A 19,666-nucleotide genomic window follows, 5' to 3' on the forward strand; every position below is an offset into this window, starting at 1 on the left:
ACATGCTAAGGTAGCTATTGTAATCTGTGTCGTCTTTAAAGGGCTTTGTCGTACAAAGCCTCATTCAAGTGACATTTTAGTCATTAAATGGTTTCAGTAAGGAGTGAGAAATGGGATTGTTCAGTTTTATCAGAAATGCAGGTGAGAAATTATTTGGTAAAGATGAAGAGGAAGTGCAAAAAGAAGCGACTTCTAATTTGCCAGAACTCAATCGCAAAGCTGCAGAAGCCATTCGTGCTCATGTTGAAGCACAAGGCTTGGGCTTGCAAGGTTTGGTTGTGTCGTTTGATGGTACAACAGGTTTGGTCACTTTGTCGGGCAATGCACCTAGCCAAGAAGCCGCTGAAAAAGCAGGTTTGGCAGCGGGCAATGTTACGGGTGTGTCCAGTGTGGACAATAATTTGATTGCACCAGTGGAAGAGCCTTCGCAATACCATGATGTGGTTAAAGGCGATACTTTGTCTGGCATTTCTAAAAAATATTATGGCAATGCCAATTTGTACATGAAGATTTTTGAAGCCAACAAACCATTGCTCTCGCATCCAGATAAAATTTATGTGGGTCAAAAATTGCGTATTCCTAAGTGATGTCAATTTGATGTTACATTGAGCAAAAAAAGCGTCCTGTAAAACATTTACAGGACGCTTTATTGCGTTTTTAACAGCATGAATTCGCTTAATATGCGGCTTTAAATGCTGTGTTCTGTGGGTTTTTAGTCAGAATTTGTCGCATCAACCACCAAGTCATGATGAATCATATAATTAACGCTTGTCTGAAAGTGGTTAAGCGTTTAAAATTGCACGTTTACAGAAATTTATTCTTTATATTATTAGGAGACATCCATGGCAAATAGCGCACAAGCTCGTAAGCGCGCCCGTCAGGCAATCAAACAACGCGCTCACAACGCTAGCTTGCGTACTGCTTTCCGTACTGCAGTAAAAAAAGTAATCAAAGCTGTTGAAGCTGGTGACAAAGCTGCTGCACAAGAAGTATTCCGTGACTCTACTCGCGTTTTGGACCGCATTGCGGACAAAGGCGTGTTCCACAAGAACAAAGCAGCTCGTCATAAGAGCCGCTTGTCTGCTAAAGTTAAAGCAATGGCTTAATTTTAGCGAATATGCTTAAAAGGCTCCGCTTTGCGGAGCTTTTTTTTGCTATCTATGCTCATAGGCATTTGGGGAGAAATTGCATGCAAAAATTATCTAAATTGGCTGCGGCAATCTGTATGCTAAGCAGTTCGCAATGGGTTTTGGCGCAAAATATCAATGGTATTGAGCAATGTGTTGCCATTGGTGACAATGTCGCGCGTTTGGCTTGTTATGACCGTATGGCAGCCGTAGATGGAAAAGTCTCAAAAACGGTCAAAGCGGTAGATTTGGAAAAAACAGTGGCGGCTAAGTTGGAAAACAGCGATGCTCAAATTGTTTTTACAGATACCGATCACCAAGCCCAATTGGCCGATATGGATGCAGAATCTTACATCAGTGATACGTATACGCCTTTGAGTCAGGCGTGGGATCTCGATCGCAATCACGACAGCGGGATTTTTTCCGTGCGTGAGCACCATCCAATTTCCTTGATGCCTGTTTGGTACAATTCTAAACGCAATAACACGCCTCAATCACCGACACGTCAAGCCGCTCAAGCATCTACCGATGGCGATCAAAACGTCGAATCACGCATGCAAATTTCATTTAAAACCAAATTGGCCGAAGATTTATTCAGCACACGTGCTGATTTGTGGTTTGGCTACAATCAAGTATCGCATTGGCAAGTGTATAACCGTGATAACTCCGCTCCATTTCGCAATACCGATTACGAGCCAGAATTGATTTTGACCCAACCGGTGAAAATGAATTTGCCATTCGATGGTCAATTGCGCATGTTGGGTGCGGGCTTGGTGCATCAATCTAATGGTCGCACTGAGCCTTTGTCTCGTTCTTGGAATCGAGCTTATGTGATGGCGGGTATGGAATGGGGTAAATTGTCTGTGATGCCGCGCGTGTGGGTGCGTGTTGATGGCGAAGACAGTGACGACAATCCTGATATTTCAGATTATATGGGTTATGGTGATATCAGCGCTACTTACCAATTGCCCAACAAAAAATCTGTCAGCACTTTGGTGCGTTTGAATCCTGCCACAGGCAAAGGTGCAATACAGGCCGATTATACTTTCCCTATCAAAGACAAACTTAAAGGCTATGTGCGTTATTTTGATGGTTATGGCATGAATTTATTAGACTATAACCATTACAATCGCAGTATTGGCATCGGTATCAAACTGACGGATTGGCACAGTTTGTAGCAAAAGTGTAAACTCATGCACTTGCGCACAGACACCTCAAGGAAAATAACAGTATGTCGTCACAGACAACATCAGACAAGAAAAGCAAATTTTCATTAAAGCGTTATTTGCTCACCGGTTTATTAGTATGGTTGCCCATTGTGGTGACATTGTGGGTTATCTCTTACATCATCGGTTTGTCAGATGGATTGGTTTCTTTATTGCCTGCTGAGTGGCAGCCGCGCGTTTTAGTCGGTCATGATGTGCCTGGTTTTGGCTTAATCATTGCCGTATTGGTATTGTTTTTTACTGGTGTGTTTGGTGCCAATGTCATTGGCCGCAAAATCATTGAAATGTGGGATGCGATGATGGGGCGCATTCCAGTGGTTAAATCGATTTATTCGAGCACCAAAAAAGTGTCTGAATCCTTGTTATCCGATTCCCGCCAATCGTTTAAAACCCCATTGTTGGTGAATTTTCCTCATGGACAGGTTTGGACAGTGGCATTTGTTTCAGGCTCAGTGCCGCAAATTTTGCTTGATACACTGCCTGAAATTGATGCCGATGATGAATATTTGAATGTGTATGTACCCACCACACCGAATCCAACGGGTGGTTATTACATCACTGTTAAAAAATCGGATACCAAAGCACTCGATATGAGTGTCGATGATGCGTTAAAATACATCATTTCTATTGGTATGGTCGGTCCTGATGGGCGCGAACCAAACGAACAGCAAGAAGAGCCGCTGTCAAAATAAATGACAGCCATTAATTAAGGAAGAACATGCGTACCAATTATTGTGGTTTGATTAACGAAGCTTATTTAGACCAAACTGTAACCGTAAAAGGTTGGGTACACCGTCGTCGTGACCACGGTGGTGTGATTTTCATCGACTTGCGTGACCGTGAAGGCATGGTACAAGTGGTGATTGACCCTGATACCCCAGAAGCCTTTGCATTGGCTGATCAATCTCGTAACGAATACGTATTGAGCATTACAGGCCGCGTGCGCAGCCGTCCTGAAGGCACTAAAAACGCACGTATGATTTCAGGCGGTATTGAAATTTTGGGCAAAGAAATCGAAATTTTGAATGCAGCGGCAACGCCTCCATTCCAAATCGACGAAGAAAACATTTCTGAAAACGTGCGTTTGACCAATCGTGTGATTGACTTGCGTCGTCCTGTGATGCAAAAAAACATGCGCATGCGCTACCAAGTGGCCATGGGTGTGCGTCGTTATTTGGATGACCAAGGCTTCATCGACATTGAAACACCTGTATTGACTCGCTCAACGCCAGAAGGCGCGCGTGACTATTTGGTGCCTAGCCGTGTGAGCCCGGGCGAATTTTACGCTTTGCCACAATCACCACAATTGTTCAAACAATTGTTGATGGTGGCAGGTTTTGACCGTTACTACCAAATCACCAAATGTTTCCGTGACGAAGACTTGCGTGCTGACCGTCAGCCTGAATTTACCCAAATCGACTTGGAAACTTCGTTCTTAAATGAAAACGAAATCATGGACATCACCGAAGGCATGGCGAAAAAAGTCTTCAAAGATGTTTTGAACGTAGAACTGGGCGATTTCCCACGCATGCCGTTCTCTGAAGCGATGTTCAAATACGGTTCAGACAAACCTGACATGCGCATCAATTTGGCATTCACTGAATTGACCGATTTGATGAAAACGGAAGAATTCAAAGTCTTCCGCGGTGCAGCTGACATGAAAAATGGTCGTGTTGTGGCTTTGCGCGTGCCTAATGGCGCGAAATTCAGCCGCAAAGAAATCGACGAATACACCAAATTTGTGGGTATTTATGGTGCCAAAGGCTTGGCATACATCAAAGTCAACGATGTGACCAACTTGAGCAACGGTGAAGACAGCGGCTTGCAGTCTCCAATCGTGAAATTCTTGTCTAACGAAGCTTTGGCTGAAATCATCGCACGCACCGAAGCGCAAAACGGCGACATCATTTTCTTTGGCGCAGACAAAGCCAAAGTCGTGAACGAAGCCATTGGCGCATTGCGTATCCGCGTGGGTAAAGAACACGGTTTGGCCAACGGCTACTTCGTGGACGAATGGCGTCCATTGTGGGTGGTTGACTTCCCAATGTTTGAATACGACGAAGATGACGACCGTTGGACTGCGGTTCACCATCCGTTTACCGCACCAAAACCAGGTCATGAAGATTTGATGGATTCTGATCCTGAAAACTGCTTGGCACGTGCTTACGACATGGTATTGAATGGTTGGGAAATCGGTGGCGGTTCGGTGCGTATTCACCAAGCTGACGTACAAGAAAAAGTGTTTGCGGCGTTGAAAATTTCTCCTGAAGAGCAACAAAACAAATTCGGTTTCTTGTTGGATAACTTGAAATTCGGCGCACCTCCTCATGGTGGTTTGGCATTTGGTTTGGATCGCTTGGTAGCGATGATGACTGGCGCTGAGTCGATTCGTGATGTGATTGCCTTCCCTAAAACGCAACGTGCACAAGACTTGTTGGTTGACGCACCTAACTTGGTTGACGAGAAACAATTGAAAGAATTGGGCTTGCGCTTGAAAGTGAAACAAGCAGAAGAACCTAAGGCTTAATTGGTTTAAGTTTTGAGTGTTTTAAAAGCGTCCTGTAAATGGTTACAGGACGCTTTTTTATTCTTTTAAACCTGTATTAATATACGCACTCCAAGTAGTATTTAATTCTAAAGGAAGATTGACAGGAGTGATTGATAATTCATGCCAAAAACTATCTATATGAGATGTGCTTAAATTGAAATGTACCATTTTTAAATAAGAGTAGTTTGTAGTTAATAGTCTCATGAAAAAATGACCTGTAGCCTGACTTACATTGTTTCTAAATGTACTTTCAATATACCTGTTGTTTTCAGTAGACCTGTACTCCTGAAAATTTTCCTCAAATGAAAAAAGCTTTTCTTTAATAAATTTCTCAATTTCATCACTATTTGCAGTCACCAGATTTTTATCAAAATAGCGACTAAAATCATAAATCATGTGCATAAATAAAGGTATTTGATTGTCTAAATTAGGAAAAAATAATTTATACAGCAAAGCAACGTCTTTTATCTCATTTTTTAAATACAATAAGCTGAAACGATTTAAAATTTTCTTTATTTGACGAATTGAAGTGTTGGAAATGGTTGAAAAAATCAAGCCAAAATATTGATATCTAATGACCTCTTCATCTGAAAAGCCAAGATTTGTGAGGGTTGTAGAAAAGATTTGTAAATACTCATCTTTTCTGTCTATATTTTTTGGACGCTCTAATTTAATTGAAAAATCCACAAACTTGTCCAAATACGCTTCGCTTGCCGCCTCATTGTAACCAAATTGATGGCAAATTGTTGCTTGCAATTGGGTCTTGTCTGTCACCAATACAAACACAATATTCGGAATATCAAAAAAATGTTTGATGCGTTCAATCAAACGTACTGAAAACAGCGGATTGCAGCGGTCTAATTCGTCAATGATGAAAACCAAAGGTTTGGGATTCAAATCTTTATTGGCTGCCAATGTACTTAAAGATTGTTTGAAAGATTCTAACGTTTGTTTGTCGGTTTCATGTTTTTCAAAACGTTCTTTGATGGCTTCTTGAATATTCTCATTGATGGTTTCATTGATACCATCAAACACTTCATCACCATATGTTTCCTTAGTTGTATTGATAGCATCTTGAGCTGTACTCACTGCATTTTCTAAAGTTTTACCCAAATAACCTGCACCCATTAAAGTGATACCCAGTGAAAGCATTAACTTAGGTAATTCAGGCAATAAAGCTTTGGTGGCGTTGATGGCTTGGTCTTTGAAACTTTGAATCAATGGATGTTCATCGTTAGCCGTATCAAAAGCATGGCTGATTTCTGCTGCCAAAACCATAAATGGGTCTTCTAAATAGTCTTGTGTAAATGCATTCAAATAAATCACATTGTGTGGTTTTTCTGTTTGTTCTAAATATGCTTTCCAATTTTGTACAAACCACGTTTTGCCTTCACCCCAACGTGCATCTAGTGCCAAAACGGCACCGACTTGCAAACGGTCGATGTAGCGAGTCAAATGTTCAGCCAAAGGTTTTCGCTTTAATAAACAGCCCTTAAAAGGTTCGGTAATTTTGGCATAATCGGTATCACGTTGAAAACCGAATGGTTCGAGAGTATTTTCAGCAGTTTCAGACATTTTGAACTTTCAAAAATAGATGCTTGATTATATGCCATAAATATAATTAAGCGTCCTGTAAACCTTTACAGGACGCTTATATTCATTTCTAAACCATTATTTTGAGCCAGCCTTCCATTGAAAGCCAAAGTGGTAATGTTGGTCTAGGAATTCTTGGTTTTTAAAATACTTCACTTCTCGTTGGGCTTGAATGCTGTTGTTGGTATTGGTTAATGCCACAATCGCACAGGTTCCTAGCGGCGAAGATTCGGTCAGTTGTACTTCAATGGGGGCTTGTTGGGGGATTTGTATGGTGACAAACGCATCGGTGCTGGCCCAATTTGGCACGCCTTCATAAATAAAGGTGTACACCACAATGCGCTCAATTTGATCCCAACAATTGCCATTGATGTACAACCATTCGCCATCGCTCGATGCGCCTGTGCGGTCATCGCCTTGCAATTGCATCAATGGCGGCGCATTGTATTGACCAAAACGCTTGCCCAAAGCCTGTACCAAATCAATATGACCATTTTTAAATTGAATCATGGCACCCAAATCAAGGTCGATGCCTTTGGTTTTGGCAAATGGATTGAATCTGCTCGGTTTTTTCGCATTTTCAGGGTTGCGGTTCCAGTTTAAATTGATGGCGATGCGACCAAAACGCCCGTCATTTTTAGACAAATTGATGGAAGGGCGGCTTTTATCCAAGGTGATTTTGGACAAATTGATGGTAGAAGCGGGTTTGGGTGTTTCAACAGGCGGCGGAGGTGCGCTTGGCGTTGGCTCATTGGCAATCACGACACCAAAATGTTCGGCCAAAGGTTGTAAGCCACCATTGAAACCTTGATTGACAAAGCGGAATTTCCATGTGCCTTTGTGGTTGTAGATTTCTGCCAAAATCAAAGCTTTTTCAGTTTTAGACGCACTGTTTACCAAAGCCGTGGCTGTAATTTGATTGTGACTGCAAAGCTCGATTTGGATATCTTGCAATGCGCTGATATTGGCTTGACCATCTAGCGTGGCACACAAGGCGATTTTACCCACGCTGCTGTCCAATAAATTGGTATTGACATGCAATGTGGTTTCAAACGGTGATTTGTGTGCAGATTCTTGTAATTCGACACTTTTATTGGCAGTGTGTGTTTGACCATAAAAAATCATGTCTGCATTACCACGCACTTTGGATGTTGATGCATCTAGAATATAAGCGGTAATATCTAAACCAAGATGAGAAGGTACAGACGTTTTGATTTTGACCATTACATCCGAATTTGGAAGTGCCAAATTGGCGCCAGCGGTAAGTTGCATTCTATTTCCCTTAATAATCTGATGAGTTTTGGATTCACTGCTTTGGAGTATTCAAACTTTGAGTCTACCTTAATTTGCCCTAGAAAGAGTTAAAAACCATACCAGTCAATTGAATAGAGGAGTCAGCTACAATGCAATCATTAAGCAATGGCCAAAAACAGCCGCTGAGCCATTTATTGGGGTCGCAGCAGCAGTTTGAAATTCGGATGCAATTTCAAGCACCATTTGTAATGGATTATTCTTGTTTTGGTTTGAATGAACAAGCCAAATTACTGCATGATGATTACATGACTTTTTTCAATCAGCCACAATCGCCTCATGCTGAAGTGTGTTATCAAAAAAATGGGCAGGCAGAATCTTTCAAATTCGATTTGACTAAAATACAAGCCGCTTCGCCACAACGTTATGTCATTTGTGCCACGCTAGACCATCCTACAGCCGTGATATCACAGGTTGCGCAAGGCAAAATTGAGCTGGTAAATCAAGGGCAGGTGGTGGCGGTATATACATTTAAGCCTGAACAATTTGCAGCTGAAAAAGCGGTGATGTTTGTGGAGGTGTATCAAAAAAGTGGTGTGTGGCGTTTGGGTATGATTGGACAAGGTTTTAATGGTGGTTTGAAGGCTTTGGTCGAGCATTTTGGTGGCGAAGTGGCACAAGAGTCTGCTCCTGTGACACCAGCGCCAGTGGCATCCAATATTGATTTGCGTAAAAAATTGGTGTTGGATAAAGTCGCCCATCAAGCACCGCAATTGCTGGATTTAACCAAAAAATCGCTCATTTCTTTAGAAAAAAAGAATTTGCTCAATTTGAAAGCCCGTGTGGGTTTGGTGTTAGACCGTTCAGGTTCGATGTTTAAACAATACCAGCAAGGCGATGTGCAAAAAGTGATAGATCGGGTATTGCCTTTGGCACTGAATTTTGATGATGATGGCAGTTTTGAATGTTGGGCTTTTGGTCGCAATACGGTGCAATTAGACGATGTGTCTATGAAAAATGTGCGTGATTATACCAACCGATTCCAATCGGGGTTGGCGCAATTGGGATGTCGGTCCTGCGGTCAATTATGAGCCTGAAGCCATTGAGAAAGTCATGGCGTATTATTCTCGTTTTAACGATGGCATTCCCACTTATATTGTCTTTATTTCCGATGGTGGTGTTGGTGAGAGCCGTAGAATTACCCGTTTGATTTCTGAAGCAGTAAGACTGCCTATTTTTTGGCAATTCATTGGCATTGGTGGGCATGGCTATGGCATTTTAGAAAAGTTGGATGAGATGTCAGGGCGTTTTATCGATAATTGTAATTTTTTTGCGCTAGACCATATTACGCAAATATCGGATGAGCAATTGTATGAATGCTTGTTAAAAGAGTTTCCGCAGTGGCTGACAGAAGCCAAGCAAAAAAATATTTTAAGATAATCATACGCTGTGTTTGCTGTAGTGAGTATTGCAGCCAGATTATTCCCATCCAACAAGCGTCCTGTAAGCATTTACAGGACGCTTGTTTTCATAGGTTTGATTGAATATACAACAGATGGAAGTATGAAGAGATGAAAGTAATGACTTGATGGTTAATAATTGATTTTGCTTTATTTTTGAATGATTTGATTTAGGAACTCATAAAATAAAGCATGGGTCTATCCTAAGCCATTTTGAATGGCCAATGATGATTTGAAATACAGAAAGGTCAAAGATGAACAATATACCGCTGGATGATGAGAGTCGAGCCATGTTGCATGCCAATCGGAAATGGTATTTGCTGCTTGGGGTTGTTTTTATTTTGTTTGCAACAGGGCTGTTTACTTTTTTACCTTTTGCGACGTTTGCAGTCATTTTTTGGTTTGGTTTGGCCATGATGGTAGGTGGCGTGATACACATTATTGCGGGAGTGAAACTGTTTGATGGCGTGTTTCGCATTTTTTGGTTGTTGTTTGCCATTTTGTATTTTATTGCAGGCTATTATGCGTTGACGTCACCGGCACAAACTGCGGTTGCTTTGACCAACTTATTGGCTATTTTCTTAATCATTGCGGGTATTACACGCATGGTTGGGGTGTTTTTTGCAAAAAATATGCATGCCCGTGGCTGGACTTTCCTCTCAGGTGTGATTACGACCGTGGCAGGTTTGATGGTGTTGTTCACTCCGACAGCACCGTTTTGGGTTTTAGGCTTGTTTTTTGCCATGGATTTGTTGTTTCAAGGATTTAATTATTTGGCTTTGTCTTCTTATATCAAACGCGAAGTGCCTAAGCCTACTTAGTCGAAATATTAATTTTTATTAATTCAATTGACATATCAAGCCAGCTTCTTTGTAATGGTAAGCGTCCTGTAATCACAATTACAGGACGCTTTAACGATAGGGGGGGTGATATGTTTGATGTAGAAAGTGAAGACGATATTGCTTTGGAAATGTTGCAAGCAATCGAAGCAGAGCGCGATGATTTACAAGCGCAATTGCGACAGAAAAACCAAGAAATACATGCGTTAAATCAAAAATTAGAAGTCACAGAGAATAACTTGCGTAAGGCTAAGGCGGCAAAAAACAAAACGGCAGCGCAGCAACAAAGTGGTGTGTATTTGAAAATGAATGCAGTCAGTGAATATTATGATGGAGAAATCCGTTATTTCATCATTGAAGCTTTGAAAACCCACCGATTATATGGGCATCACAAGCGATACACACAATTGGTGGATGATTTAAAACAGCAGAATATGGAAGTTTTGCAACAAGTAGAACAAGATTTACAAGATTTAAGAGCGGTATTGGTCGGTTATAAAGGACCTACGCCACAAGTCATGGAGGCATTGGGCAAGTTTGGTATTGAACTGTTTGAAAACAACAAGCATATTAAAGCCCGTTTCGCCAATGACCATCAATATATGGTGACGTTGGGTAAGTCTGCCAGTGACCATAAGGCAGGTATAAATAACTTTAAATATTTTACAGACAATTTATTGCCAAAATTCAATTGAGTGAAGCCAGATGATGGATGATGTCAATCAAAGCGTCCTGCCAGATACAGGCCGCTTTGATGGTTTAAACAGCTATTGTTTTTTGGTGTAGTTTGAGCATGGCTGTGCGGGCAATCGGTTGAATGACCAAGGCTTCTGCCAATAAAACGATGAAAAAATTGCGTGGCCATTGATGCCACAGTGTCACTGCAAAGTTTGCATGTAAACCTTTGCTTAACATAATGCCGATGCTGGTCATGGCTAACGACATGCCAAACACAGTGAAAATCAAGCGAAACATGATTTTTGCATTACCGCTGTCTGTGGGAGGGCTGAGTTTGTGCATGGCTTTTTCTGCTAAGCGACCAATCAACATAGGTTCAATGACCATGGCAATGACAAACATCAGTGGCCACCATTTGAATATGGCCAATAAAGCTTGTTGATGCAAGCCTCCCATCATCCAATAGACGTTGAGAACCGTCATGAACAAACTGGTTAGAAAACAAATGATAGCGCCATAAATTGCCCCTTCGCGTGGTGTATGTGGCAAACGAGGATCTAATTGCATGGATTGTCCTAACAAAGCCATCGATTTTACGCAGTATTTTTTATGCGAGGTAAGTTGGGATTTTTTATGAGCAGGATTGATTTATACATCATTGAAAGTCTTAAAACTGTGAGCAATGCGGGCATTTATAAACGTTGAAATGATTTGGATATTTGTGATTTGGTACTCATTAGCCAAGAGCGTTGATGGTTGTATATCAAGTCTAAATTATTTTATGATGCTGTGTGTATTTTGGTGTTTAAGTGGTTTTCAACAAAACATTTAGATACAATAAACGCCAATATTTTATTTAGTTATCATAGTTAGAGAGCCATGGGCGTTGCTGAAAACCAATTTTTAGGATTTAGAATCAGGTCTTTGCGCAAAAGTAAAAAAATTACTTTGGCAAATTTGGCTCAAATGTGTGATTTGTCGATTGGCTATATCAGTCAGTTAGAGCGTGGTTTGGCGCAACCTTCAATTAATGCCTTAATCAATATCGCCCAACAATTGGGTGTGACGGTGCAGTGGTTTTTTGCATCCTCTGCACAAATTGTCAATGCTGCTGACAAAGGTTATGTGGTGCGTGCGGACTGTCGTACTCGGGTTGAGTATGAAAATGGAATTGTGGATGAATTTATGGCATTCGCTGAAAATCGACAATTGGAAATGTTGGTTTCCCACTTTCCACCTAATACTTTTTCAGACAAACAATATGCGCATGAAGGCGAAGAGGCTGGTTTGGTCATGCAAGGGGAGTTTGAGATTTGGGTAGGAGAGCGGCATTTTCAATTGAAAGAAGGCGATTCATTTAGCTTTTTAAGTACGCAGCCACATCGCTATGGCAATACAGGCAAAGAGCTTGCTAAAATTTTATGGGTGATTACACCACCCACTTATTAATAAATACATTATTTTAAAGCAGCTGTCTTATCGATGAAGACGGCTGTTTTTTTTATGGTAGGTTGCATTGAAAAACGGATATAAATTTTTATAAAAGTAAAAAAATATATTGATTTTTTACTTTTATCTGATTAATCTGCGATGACAGTTATGAAACATGCATGAAGTCATGGCGTTATACAATGGTCTCAAAACAGATTAATCGATTCAGTCACAAAGGAAAAACAATGCAACCGATACATTTTAAATTAGAAGGCGATGCGCAATTTGGTGAAGCAAAACCTTTAGGTAAGCCAGTGGGTGTGCCAATTGCACAAGCACGTTTGGCTTTGAACGAAGAAGTGCCACAAGCAGACATTGGTTTTTGGGAATGTACGGTGGGCAGTTTTGAGCGTGAAATCATGCAAGCTGAATACAGTTATTTCTTAAAAGGTGCAGGCCGCTTTACACCTGTTGGTGGAGAGACGATTGAGTTTAAAGCAGGGGAAAGCATGTATTTTTCTGCTAATACGCATGGCGTATGGGAAGTGGATGAGCCTGTTTGTAAAACGTATGTGATTTTCAAAGACAGCGCCCAATAAAATTGTGATGAGAAACATCAAGCAAGCATGGTCTTGCTTGATAGGTTGGTTTTGGATGTAAAAATTGATAAAAAATCTACAAAAATAGAGAGAATTGGAACATGTCATCATCTTTAACGCATTTGTTTGAGCCGCTAAAAATTCGCCATTTGAGCATCAAAAATCGTATTTTTTCAACCGGTCACGACACCACGATGCCAACCGATGGCACGATTAATGAGCGTTTGCTCGCTTACCATCAAGCTCGTATTGATGGTGGCGTGGGTATGATTGTGTTGCAAGTGTCGGGCGTTCACGAAAGTGCGCGTTATACCACGCATTTGTTGATGGCAACCGATGACGGCTGTGTTGAAGGCTATCGTAAAATGGCGCAGATGTGTCATGAACAAGATTGTGCGGTGGTGGGGCAGATTTTCCATCCGGGACGTGAAATTATGGAGGCGGGCGAAGGTTTGTTGGCGGTAGCATACTCTGCTTCTGCTGTGCCCAACGAGCGTTTTCATGTGATGCCCAAGCCTTTGAATCAAAAAATGATAGATGAAATATCAGCAGGTTATGTACAGGCCGCTCGTTATATGCATGAAGCGGGCATGGATGGTGTGGAGTTTGTTGCCAGTCATGGTTATTTGCCAGCACAATTTATGAACACACAAGTGAATTTGCGTGAAGACCAATATGGCGGTTCATTGGAAAACCGTTTGCGTTTCAGCGTGGACATTTTGCAAGCGATTCGGGAAGCCACTTCGGATGATTTCATCATTGGAATGCGCATTTCTGCTGATGAACAAGATGCCAGTGGTTTGGCGGCAGATGAGGTTTTGCAAATCACCCAAGCTTTAGAGCCTCATTTGGATTATGTGAACTTGACTTTGGGTACATCGGCAAGCTTAGGCGGTGCGATGCACATTGCGCCACCGATGGCATTCAAAGCAGGCTATGTGGCGGAACAAACCAAAATTTTCAAAGATCATTTGAATATTCCTGTGTTGATTGCAGGTCGCATCAATCAGCCACAAGACGCCAATGTCATCATTGAAAAAGGCCAAGCTGATATGTGTGGTATGACTCGTGCATTGATTTGTGACCCGAAAATGCCACAAAAAGCAGCTGACAACCAATTCGATGACATTCGTGCTTGTATCGGTTGCAATCAAGCTTGTATTGGTCACTTTCACAAAGGCCAACCAATTTCTTGCATCCAACATCCGCAAACAGGGCGTGAGCAACAATATGGACAATTGGCGCAGGCGCAGCAAACCAAAAAAGTCATGGTTATTGGTGGCGGACCTGCGGGCATGAAAGCGGCTTTGATTGCGGCACAACGAGGTCATCAAGTCAGTTTGTATGAACAAGCATCGCAATTGGGCGGACAAGCGTTGTTGGCACAAAACTTGTCGCGGCGCAGTGAATTTGGTGGTTTGATTACCAATTTGAAACAGGCTTTGTCACATCAAGACGTCAGCATCCATTTGAATACGCCCGTAGATGCGGCTTTGATTCAAGCGCAGCAACCTGATGAGGTGTTATTGGCAACGGGAGCGGTGCCGTATGAGCGGGCTTTGGAGGCACAAGACGACAGCGTACAGCGTTTGAATGCATGGCAATATTTGCAAGGCGCAAGTTTAAAAGGCAAATCGGTGTTGATTACCGATTGGCGTTGCGATTGGATTGCCCCCGGGATTGCAGAATCATTGGTCAAACAAGGTTTTGATGTCACGGTTGCTATCAATGGTTTGTGTTTGGGCGAGACTTTGCCTTTGTATGTGCGTGACGATTTGAGCGCGACGGCACACCGCTTGGGCATTCGTTTGTTACACAACAGCCGCTTGTATGGTTTTGATGCAGGCACCGTCTATTTGCAACACAATACCAGTGCTGAAGCCATTGAATTAGAAGGTATTGATAGCATCATCACGTGTGATGGGCATGTGGCTAAAGATGAATTGGGTGAGGTGTTGGAAGACATGGGCATACCATTATACCGTTTGGGTGATTGCAATACGCCACGCACAGCCGAAGAAGCGATTTATGAAGGTTTGAAATATGCTGCCATGATTTGATTGGCATGTTTTAAAGCGTCCTGTAAATGTTTACAGGACGCTTTTTTATTGGATAAAAACCAAAGTATGACTAATTGGCTAACCAAGCATTAAAACGAGCTGTCAACTCCTCTGAACGATCGACCCAATACGTGGCATTCCAAGCAAACGCACCTTGCATATTGGCAGGCGTAGAGGGCAAATCCGCTGCCAATTGAGGAGACACTTTGCTGATAGCCGCTTTATTGGTAATGCCATATGCTTGGGTTTCAGGTAGTTTAGATTGAATGTCTGCTGAGGTTGCATAAGCGATAAAATCCATGCCCACATCTTTATAAGGCGAGCCTTTTAAGATGGTCCAGCTGTCTATGCCATACAAGCTTTCATTCCATACAATTTTAAAATTGGTGCCTTCGGTACGGTTCATACCCGTGACGCGACCATTGAAAGCCGCTGCCATGCTCACTTCACCTGAAGCCAAAAATTGCAATGGTTGTGCGCCACTATCCCACCACAATACTTGCGACTTGATTTCATCCAACTTTTTGAAAGCTCGGTTGATGCCTTCTTCGGTTTCCAACAATGGATACACTTGATCGGTCTGTACGCCATCTGCCAATAAGGCAGCTTCTAAAGCGTATTCAGGCGTTTTGCGCAAAGAGCGTTTGCCTGGAAATTGTTTCAAATCCCAAAAATCTGCCCATGATTTCGGACCGTCTTGCAATTTATTACCGTCGTAAACAATCGCTGTTGACCACATGATTGAGCCGACGCCGCATTCGCTGAAAGTGGCACTGTCGATAAAGCTTTCTTTGCCGCCCAATTTTGCCCAATCCAAAGGCTCTAACAAGCCATCGTCGCAAGCTCGAATCAAGTCTTGGGCTTCCATTTGTACCACATCCCAATTGGCGTTGCCGCCTTGTACTTTGGCTTGAATGATGCCAAAGCCACCATCAAACACCTCGTCTAAAACAGGTTGTTTGATTTTCTCTGAAAAAGGCTTGAAATATAAGGTTCGTATGGCATCTTGATAATTGCCACCAGTGGCGGCAATGGTGAAGCTGCGTTGGTTGGAATGGGTATTAGAACTTGCTTGAGTATCTGTTGCCGCATTGCTGGTGGTTTGATTGCTTTGACCACATGCCGCAACTGCGAACAAACTGCTGAGGCATAAGGCGATTGATGCAAATTTCATAAACTTCCTTTGTAGAGACGTTTTTTATTTTTATAAAGTGTAAAAAAACATAAGTGGTATGTGAATGGGGAAAGCCTTTATCAAGATGATTTTTATTCCATGCTTTTGGCGAATTATTGCATGAGCATGGTTTAAAATTCATATTCAGAATAATTAGTTAAAAGTAAAAAATCAATATTATTTTTTACTTTTAATAAAATTTAAGCCGTTGTAAATTCGATTGAAAATGGTTTTTAAATGTTTGAAATATTAATGAATATTTGAATGTTTTATATGGATTATTGAAGAAGCGTCCTGTAAATCTTTACAGGACGCTTCTTAAGATGTGATTAAATGTATGAAGATACAGAAGGCGATAAGATGTCAAAATCACCTTCATCAATCCATCGCTTTATTAAAATCATGTGGGCGTTTGCCGACATCAGCAGAAGTATATAGGTTGATTTGCGGTTATTTGCGTTTGCGAAAATCGCTGGGATTTTCCACTTTGCGGTTTTTCCACAAGCCGATTTTCTTGGTTTTCGCTTTGGCTTGCAAAGACAATAAATGTTCTTTGTGGGCTTTGTTTTTACCATAAGTCGGATAAGCCCACGCATGGCCTTGGGTAATCATGGTTTCGTTGATGTTTTTGCCATTGCGGTACAAATCGCCGACATGGCGACCATAACCATCGATGGTGGTAATCAAAATTTGGACGTTTTTGTTCAAGACCATGCGTTGTAAAGCATGTGTGGATTCACTGCCGTAAACTTGCTTGCTTTCGGGGGCATCGATATAGGCTAGGCGCACAGTGGTTTGTTGGCGACTGAAAAAGCGTTTTTGGCAAACCACAGTATCGCCATCGGTGACACGGATGATTTTACAACGGTAAGTGTGGCCTTTTTTAAACGGTTCAGTCCAAATCATCCATAAGCGGTGTATTTGTTTTAAGGTGTAGACTACAACGACAATCAGCAACAACATTAACACTGCAACGACCAGCCATTGCCAATATTCTAATAACCAAGCTTTCAAAACCACATCCACATTCGTGCTGTTGCACATTAAAAAGAGAGTCATTGTAAAATAGATACACGCATTGCCAAAGCTTTTTTGCCTTAATATGAGATTTGTTTACAATGTGTACTATGACAAAAAAATAAGGAAAACCGATGACAGTAAAAACATGGCAAAGTTTGACTTTGGCAGCAGTAAGTATGGTTTTAGGCAGTTCTTTGGCTTGGGCAGCACCACCGAAATCGTGTAAATCTGTGAGTTTGGGTGCGGGTGCAGACAAAATGGTTTGTGTGTATGAAAGCCAAAATTTGAGCCAAGTTTATCAACATGTGCGCAGCGTGTTGGATGGTGGCGATTTATTGCGTGAACAATTTCCACAACAAGCTGTGAGCGATGAATTGCCTGAGAACAACGATGAGGGTTTGGTGAAGGCGGCATATTCATTGAAAAATGGTGCTTGGGTTATGGATTTGGGTTATCAAGGCGGTGAAACCACCGTTTTATTGCAACCTAAAGGTGGCAATGTACAAGTGGAAATTGTGATGTCTGCGGATTAGTTAATATGTATGCATCAAGCAGCCTGTAAACTTTACAGGCCGCTTTTTTATTGGAATTAATAAGGTGAATCTTTGGGACAAGGATAAAAACGTTTGCTAGGCAAATGAGGTGTGTATGACATGGTTGTCAATGGTGTAAGCAAAAGGCAGATTAAAGCGCACAGGAAATTCGGTCTCTGTCCCCCATTTTTGGTATTCTTGCTCGCTTTTACCAATAATGTGGTTGGCGTTAAAAATGCTGTAACGCAGCTTGAATTCATTCACAAAAATCGGTTGACCGTTTGCAATATAGCGATGCTCAACCGTTTGCTCTGTGAAGGTGAGGGCGTAAATTTTGGGAATGGGCATATGAGCGTTTTCTGCCAATTGACGGCATAATTTCAAACGGCGTGTTTCATTGGCAACATTCATCCAATCGCCTTGAAAGCTGCTGGGAATAGGCGGCATTGATTTTTTAAGATGGGTGGCATGCGCGGAAAAAAGGCAAAGATTGAAGGCGACAGCGATGAAAAGGTGGTGGGTGTGTTCATGGCATGGTCTTAATCAATGATGGTGAACAGGCATATGACATAGAGTCATGGCCTCGAAATTTGTTGACCCATGTCAGGTGTTTTTTTGCTTATTGATAGTCGGTTAGCGAAGATGAATGAATATGCCAATGATGTATATATTGAGAGAATGACACGGCTATTTCACATAAAAAAAGCGTCCTGTAAGCTTTACAGGACGCTGTATATTGTGACTGCTTAAGTCAATTAATGACCCACTACTTGATTGGCATTGCTAGCAGATTTTTTCTCTGGATACACAGCATTTTTCACCAACAAGCACACCATCATGATGACAGAAGGGATTGCCAAAACGTAGAACATGTTTTCCAAAGTCATTTCGCGCGCTACCATTTCAGCCATCAAGAATGAGCCTGCAATCGCACCGAAGCGACCAATGCCAGTCATCCAAGACACGCCAGTAGTACGACCAGCAGTTGGGTAGAAGTTGGCTGCCAAAGAAGGCAAAGACGATTGGGCTGTGTTTTGGAAAATACCTGCCAAAATCACCACAGCAATGAATGCCGATACGCCCCAGCTCAAAGACACACCAATGATGCCTACAAACACAGCAGTTAAAATGCTGAACAAAGCAATCAACAAGTTACCGTTAAAGCGGTCCATCAACCAACCATTGGCAATCGCGCCCAAACCACCCAAAGCAAACAAACCAGAAATCACAGGACCTAATTTAGGATCCATACCTGCACCTTTGGCTTCGGCAATCAAAGTTGGCATCCAGTTGATGATGGCATAAAACACCATCAAGCCCAAGAAGTAAGATGCCCACAACATCACCGAACCCACGATGTAGTGTTTAGACAATACTACTGACATACCACTTTGTTGATTGGTTGTCACAGGTGCTTTTTCAGTCAAGACGAATTCGGTTGCTTGGTTAGCAGAAGGGTCGATTTTGGCCAAAGTGCGTTTGATTTTATCCAACGGGTGTTTGTTCAAAACCATGTAGTTTACAGATTCAGGAATCATAAACAACATGATGATGCTCATGATCAATGGAATCGAGCCACCCACAATCAATACAGACTGCCAACCAAAATTAGGAATCAACCACGCTGAAACAAAACCGCCTGCTGCCGCACCCAAAGGAAAACCACAATACATGGTGTTCACCAAGAATGAGCGTTTTTTCTCAGGACAAAATTCAGACAAAATGGTCACAGCATTAGGCATCGCTGCACCCAAGCCCACGCCTGTGATAAAGCGCAAGATTTCCAATTGCGTTAAGTTGGTTGCAAAAGCAGACGCGATACTGAATGCAGAGAAAATGAAGACAGATACGACTAACATCAATTTACGACCGACTTTGTCAGCCAAAGGACCGAATGCCACTGCACCGAATGCCAAGCCAAACAAGGCAGCACTCATCACAGGAGCCAATTCTTTTTTCTCCATGCCCCATTCTGCGAGCAAGCTTGGTGCAATGTAACCGATGGCAGCGGTATCCAAGCCATCAAAAAATGCCACTAAGAATGTGAATACGAAAATCATCCATTGAAAGGATGACAACTTGTGTTGATTGAAAAATTCCTGCACGTTAATCTTCATTTGGTCTTCT

20 protein-coding genes are annotated in these 19,666 nt (G+C 41.9%); 13 read left to right on the plus strand and 7 right to left on the minus strand.

What is annotated here, in order from left to right; translation table 11 throughout:
• Window positions 1-110 precede the first annotated feature (110 nt).
• From lysM to aspS, 5 genes are all read left to right on the plus strand, one after another.
• A complete protein-coding gene (gene lysM, locus H150_RS0102685; protein WP_019957505.1) occupies window positions 111-587 on the plus strand; it encodes a peptidoglycan-binding protein LysM in 477 nt (158 codons plus the stop codon).
• Window positions 588-842: 255 nt separating this feature from the next.
• Complete coding sequence (rpsT, locus tag H150_RS0102690; RefSeq protein ID WP_019957506.1) at window positions 843-1,106, plus strand: 30S ribosomal protein S20; 264 nt, start codon at window positions 843-845, stop codon at window positions 1,104-1,106.
• A gap of 83 nt (window positions 1,107-1,189) precedes the next feature.
• Entirely contained in the window at window positions 1,190-2,305 is a 1,116-nt protein-coding gene (locus H150_RS0102695) for a phospholipase A (protein WP_019957507.1), read from the plus strand.
• A 53-nt stretch (window positions 2,306-2,358) separates the two neighbouring features.
• Window positions 2,359-3,045, plus strand: coding sequence for a DUF502 domain-containing protein (locus tag H150_RS13575; RefSeq protein ID WP_019957508.1), 687 nt, complete (start codon window positions 2,359-2,361; stop codon window positions 3,043-3,045).
• Window positions 3,046-3,071: 26 nt separating this feature from the next.
• Window positions 3,072-4,880 (plus strand): aspartate--tRNA ligase, encoded by a 1,809-nt coding sequence (gene aspS / locus H150_RS0102705; protein WP_019957509.1) that lies wholly within the window; start codon window positions 3,072-3,074, stop codon window positions 4,878-4,880.
• 57 nt (window positions 4,881-4,937) lie between these two features.
• Here aspS and H150_RS13580 read toward each other — a convergent pair whose 3' ends face one another.
• Window positions 4,938-6,476, minus strand: coding sequence for a KAP family P-loop NTPase fold protein (locus H150_RS13580; RefSeq protein WP_019957510.1), 1,539 nt, complete (start codon window positions 6,474-6,476; stop codon window positions 4,938-4,940).
• Window positions 6,477-6,572: 96 nt separating this feature from the next.
• A complete protein-coding gene (locus H150_RS0102715) occupies window positions 6,573-7,817 on the minus strand; it encodes a TerD family protein (RefSeq protein WP_342345097.1) in 1,245 nt (414 codons plus the stop codon).
• Between the two features lie 80 nt (window positions 7,818-7,897).
• On the opposite strand from H150_RS0102715, the gene H150_RS13585 reads away from it, so the two are divergent.
• From H150_RS13585 to H150_RS0102730, 4 genes are all read left to right on the plus strand, one after another.
• A complete protein-coding gene (locus H150_RS13585) occupies window positions 7,898-8,836 on the plus strand; it encodes a TerD family protein (protein ID WP_211206664.1) in 939 nt (312 codons plus the stop codon).
• Window positions 8,769-9,185, plus strand: a complete 417-nt coding sequence (locus tag H150_RS15250; RefSeq protein ID WP_211206665.1) for a VWA domain-containing protein — start codon at window positions 8,769-8,771, stop codon at window positions 9,183-9,185. Before H150_RS13585 ends, H150_RS15250 begins: the two co-directional genes overlap by 68 nt.
• A gap of 274 nt (window positions 9,186-9,459) precedes the next feature.
• A complete protein-coding gene (locus H150_RS0102725; RefSeq protein WP_026353411.1) occupies window positions 9,460-10,026 on the plus strand; it encodes an HdeD family acid-resistance protein in 567 nt (188 codons plus the stop codon).
• A 110-nt stretch (window positions 10,027-10,136) separates the two neighbouring features.
• A complete protein-coding gene (locus tag H150_RS0102730; RefSeq protein ID WP_019957513.1) occupies window positions 10,137-10,739 on the plus strand; it encodes a hypothetical protein in 603 nt (200 codons plus the stop codon).
• A gap of 64 nt (window positions 10,740-10,803) precedes the next feature.
• On the opposite strand, the gene H150_RS0102735 is transcribed toward H150_RS0102730, so the two are convergent.
• Window positions 10,804-11,289, minus strand: a complete 486-nt coding sequence (locus tag H150_RS0102735) for a DUF2798 domain-containing protein (protein ID WP_019957514.1) — start codon at window positions 11,287-11,289, stop codon at window positions 10,804-10,806.
• 312 nt (window positions 11,290-11,601) lie between these two features.
• On the opposite strand from H150_RS0102735, the gene H150_RS0102740 reads away from it, so the two are divergent.
• From H150_RS0102740 to H150_RS0102750, 3 genes are all read left to right on the plus strand, one after another.
• Window positions 11,602-12,171 (plus strand): helix-turn-helix domain-containing protein, encoded by a 570-nt coding sequence (locus H150_RS0102740; protein WP_019957515.1) that lies wholly within the window; start codon window positions 11,602-11,604, stop codon window positions 12,169-12,171.
• A 227-nt stretch (window positions 12,172-12,398) separates the two neighbouring features.
• A complete protein-coding gene (locus H150_RS0102745) occupies window positions 12,399-12,752 on the plus strand; it encodes a cupin domain-containing protein (RefSeq protein ID WP_019957516.1) in 354 nt (117 codons plus the stop codon).
• 101 nt (window positions 12,753-12,853) lie between these two features.
• Window positions 12,854-14,812, plus strand: a complete 1,959-nt coding sequence (locus H150_RS0102750) for an oxidoreductase (protein ID WP_019957517.1) — start codon at window positions 12,854-12,856, stop codon at window positions 14,810-14,812.
• Between the two features lie 70 nt (window positions 14,813-14,882).
• On the opposite strand, the gene H150_RS0102755 is transcribed toward H150_RS0102750, so the two are convergent.
• Window positions 14,883-15,986, minus strand: coding sequence for an ABC transporter substrate-binding protein (locus tag H150_RS0102755; RefSeq protein WP_019957518.1), 1,104 nt, complete (start codon window positions 15,984-15,986; stop codon window positions 14,883-14,885).
• 450 nt (window positions 15,987-16,436) lie between these two features.
• Window positions 16,437-17,030: a thermonuclease family protein gene (locus H150_RS0102760; protein ID WP_019957519.1), complete on the minus strand. Its 594-nt coding sequence runs from the start codon at window positions 17,028-17,030 to the stop codon at window positions 16,437-16,439.
• 107 nt (window positions 17,031-17,137) lie between these two features.
• Here H150_RS0102760 and H150_RS0102765 point away from each other — a divergent pair, with 107 nt between their 5' ends.
• A complete protein-coding gene (locus H150_RS0102765; protein WP_019957520.1) occupies window positions 17,138-17,539 on the plus strand; it encodes a hypothetical protein in 402 nt (133 codons plus the stop codon).
• 96 nt (window positions 17,540-17,635) lie between these two features.
• Here the strand turns inward: H150_RS0102765 and H150_RS0102770 are convergent, their stop codons facing one another.
• Together H150_RS0102770 and H150_RS0102780 are read right to left on the minus strand one after the other, a co-directional pair.
• Window positions 17,636-17,950: a hypothetical protein gene (locus tag H150_RS0102770; protein ID WP_026353413.1), complete on the minus strand. Its 315-nt coding sequence runs from the start codon at window positions 17,948-17,950 to the stop codon at window positions 17,636-17,638.
• Between the two features lie 344 nt (window positions 17,951-18,294).
• The gene (locus H150_RS0102780; RefSeq protein WP_040755620.1) at window positions 18,295-19,656 is read right to left on the minus strand and encodes an MFS transporter; all 1,362 of its coding nucleotides are present in this window, start codon (window positions 19,654-19,656) and stop codon (window positions 18,295-18,297) included.
• Window positions 19,657-19,666: the final 10 nt, after the last annotated feature.

The sequence above is a fragment of the Vitreoscilla stercoraria DSM 513 genome, from assembly GCF_000382305.1.
Lineage (GTDB): Bacteria > Pseudomonadota > Gammaproteobacteria > Burkholderiales > Neisseriaceae > Vitreoscilla > Vitreoscilla stercoraria.

Excerpts from the sequence above, each read along its gene's own strand:
- H150_RS0102745 (WP_019957516.1), top strand. The coding sequence starts at position 12,399 with ATGCAACCGATACATTTTAAATTAGAAGGCGATGCGCAATTTGGTGAA.
- H150_RS13580 (WP_019957510.1), bottom strand. The coding sequence starts at position 6,476 with ATGTCTGAAACTGCTGAAAATACTCTCGAACCATTCGGTTTTCAACGT.
- H150_RS0102695 (WP_019957507.1), top strand. The coding sequence starts at position 1,190 with ATGCAAAAATTATCTAAATTGGCTGCGGCAATCTGTATGCTAAGCAGT.
- H150_RS0102725 (WP_026353411.1), top strand. The coding sequence starts at position 9,460 with ATGAACAATATACCGCTGGATGATGAGAGTCGAGCCATGTTGCATGCC.
- H150_RS0102730 (WP_019957513.1), top strand. The coding sequence starts at position 10,137 with ATGTTTGATGTAGAAAGTGAAGACGATATTGCTTTGGAAATGTTGCAA.
- lysM (WP_019957505.1), top strand. The coding sequence starts at position 111 with ATGGGATTGTTCAGTTTTATCAGAAATGCAGGTGAGAAATTATTTGGT.
- H150_RS13575 (WP_019957508.1), top strand. The coding sequence starts at position 2,359 with ATGTCGTCACAGACAACATCAGACAAGAAAAGCAAATTTTCATTAAAG.
- H150_RS0102770 (WP_026353413.1), bottom strand. The coding sequence starts at position 17,950 with ATGAATGTTGCCAATGAAACACGCCGTTTGAAATTATGCCGTCAATTG.
- H150_RS0102755 (WP_019957518.1), bottom strand. The coding sequence starts at position 15,986 with ATGAAATTTGCATCAATCGCCTTATGCCTCAGCAGTTTGTTCGCAGTT.
- H150_RS0102750 (WP_019957517.1), top strand. The coding sequence starts at position 12,854 with ATGTCATCATCTTTAACGCATTTGTTTGAGCCGCTAAAAATTCGCCAT.
- H150_RS0102780 (WP_040755620.1), bottom strand. The coding sequence starts at position 19,656 with ATGAAGATTAACGTGCAGGAATTTTTCAATCAACACAAGTTGTCATCC.
- H150_RS0102760 (WP_019957519.1), bottom strand. The coding sequence starts at position 17,030 with ATGTGCAACAGCACGAATGTGGATGTGGTTTTGAAAGCTTGGTTATTA.
- H150_RS13585 (WP_211206664.1), top strand. The coding sequence starts at position 7,898 with ATGCAATCATTAAGCAATGGCCAAAAACAGCCGCTGAGCCATTTATTG.
- rpsT (WP_019957506.1), top strand. The coding sequence starts at position 843 with ATGGCAAATAGCGCACAAGCTCGTAAGCGCGCCCGTCAGGCAATCAAA.
- aspS (WP_019957509.1), top strand. The coding sequence starts at position 3,072 with ATGCGTACCAATTATTGTGGTTTGATTAACGAAGCTTATTTAGACCAA.
- H150_RS0102765 (WP_019957520.1), top strand. The coding sequence starts at position 17,138 with ATGACAGTAAAAACATGGCAAAGTTTGACTTTGGCAGCAGTAAGTATG.
- H150_RS0102740 (WP_019957515.1), top strand. The coding sequence starts at position 11,602 with ATGGGCGTTGCTGAAAACCAATTTTTAGGATTTAGAATCAGGTCTTTG.
- H150_RS0102735 (WP_019957514.1), bottom strand. The coding sequence starts at position 11,289 with ATGCAATTAGATCCTCGTTTGCCACATACACCACGCGAAGGGGCAATT.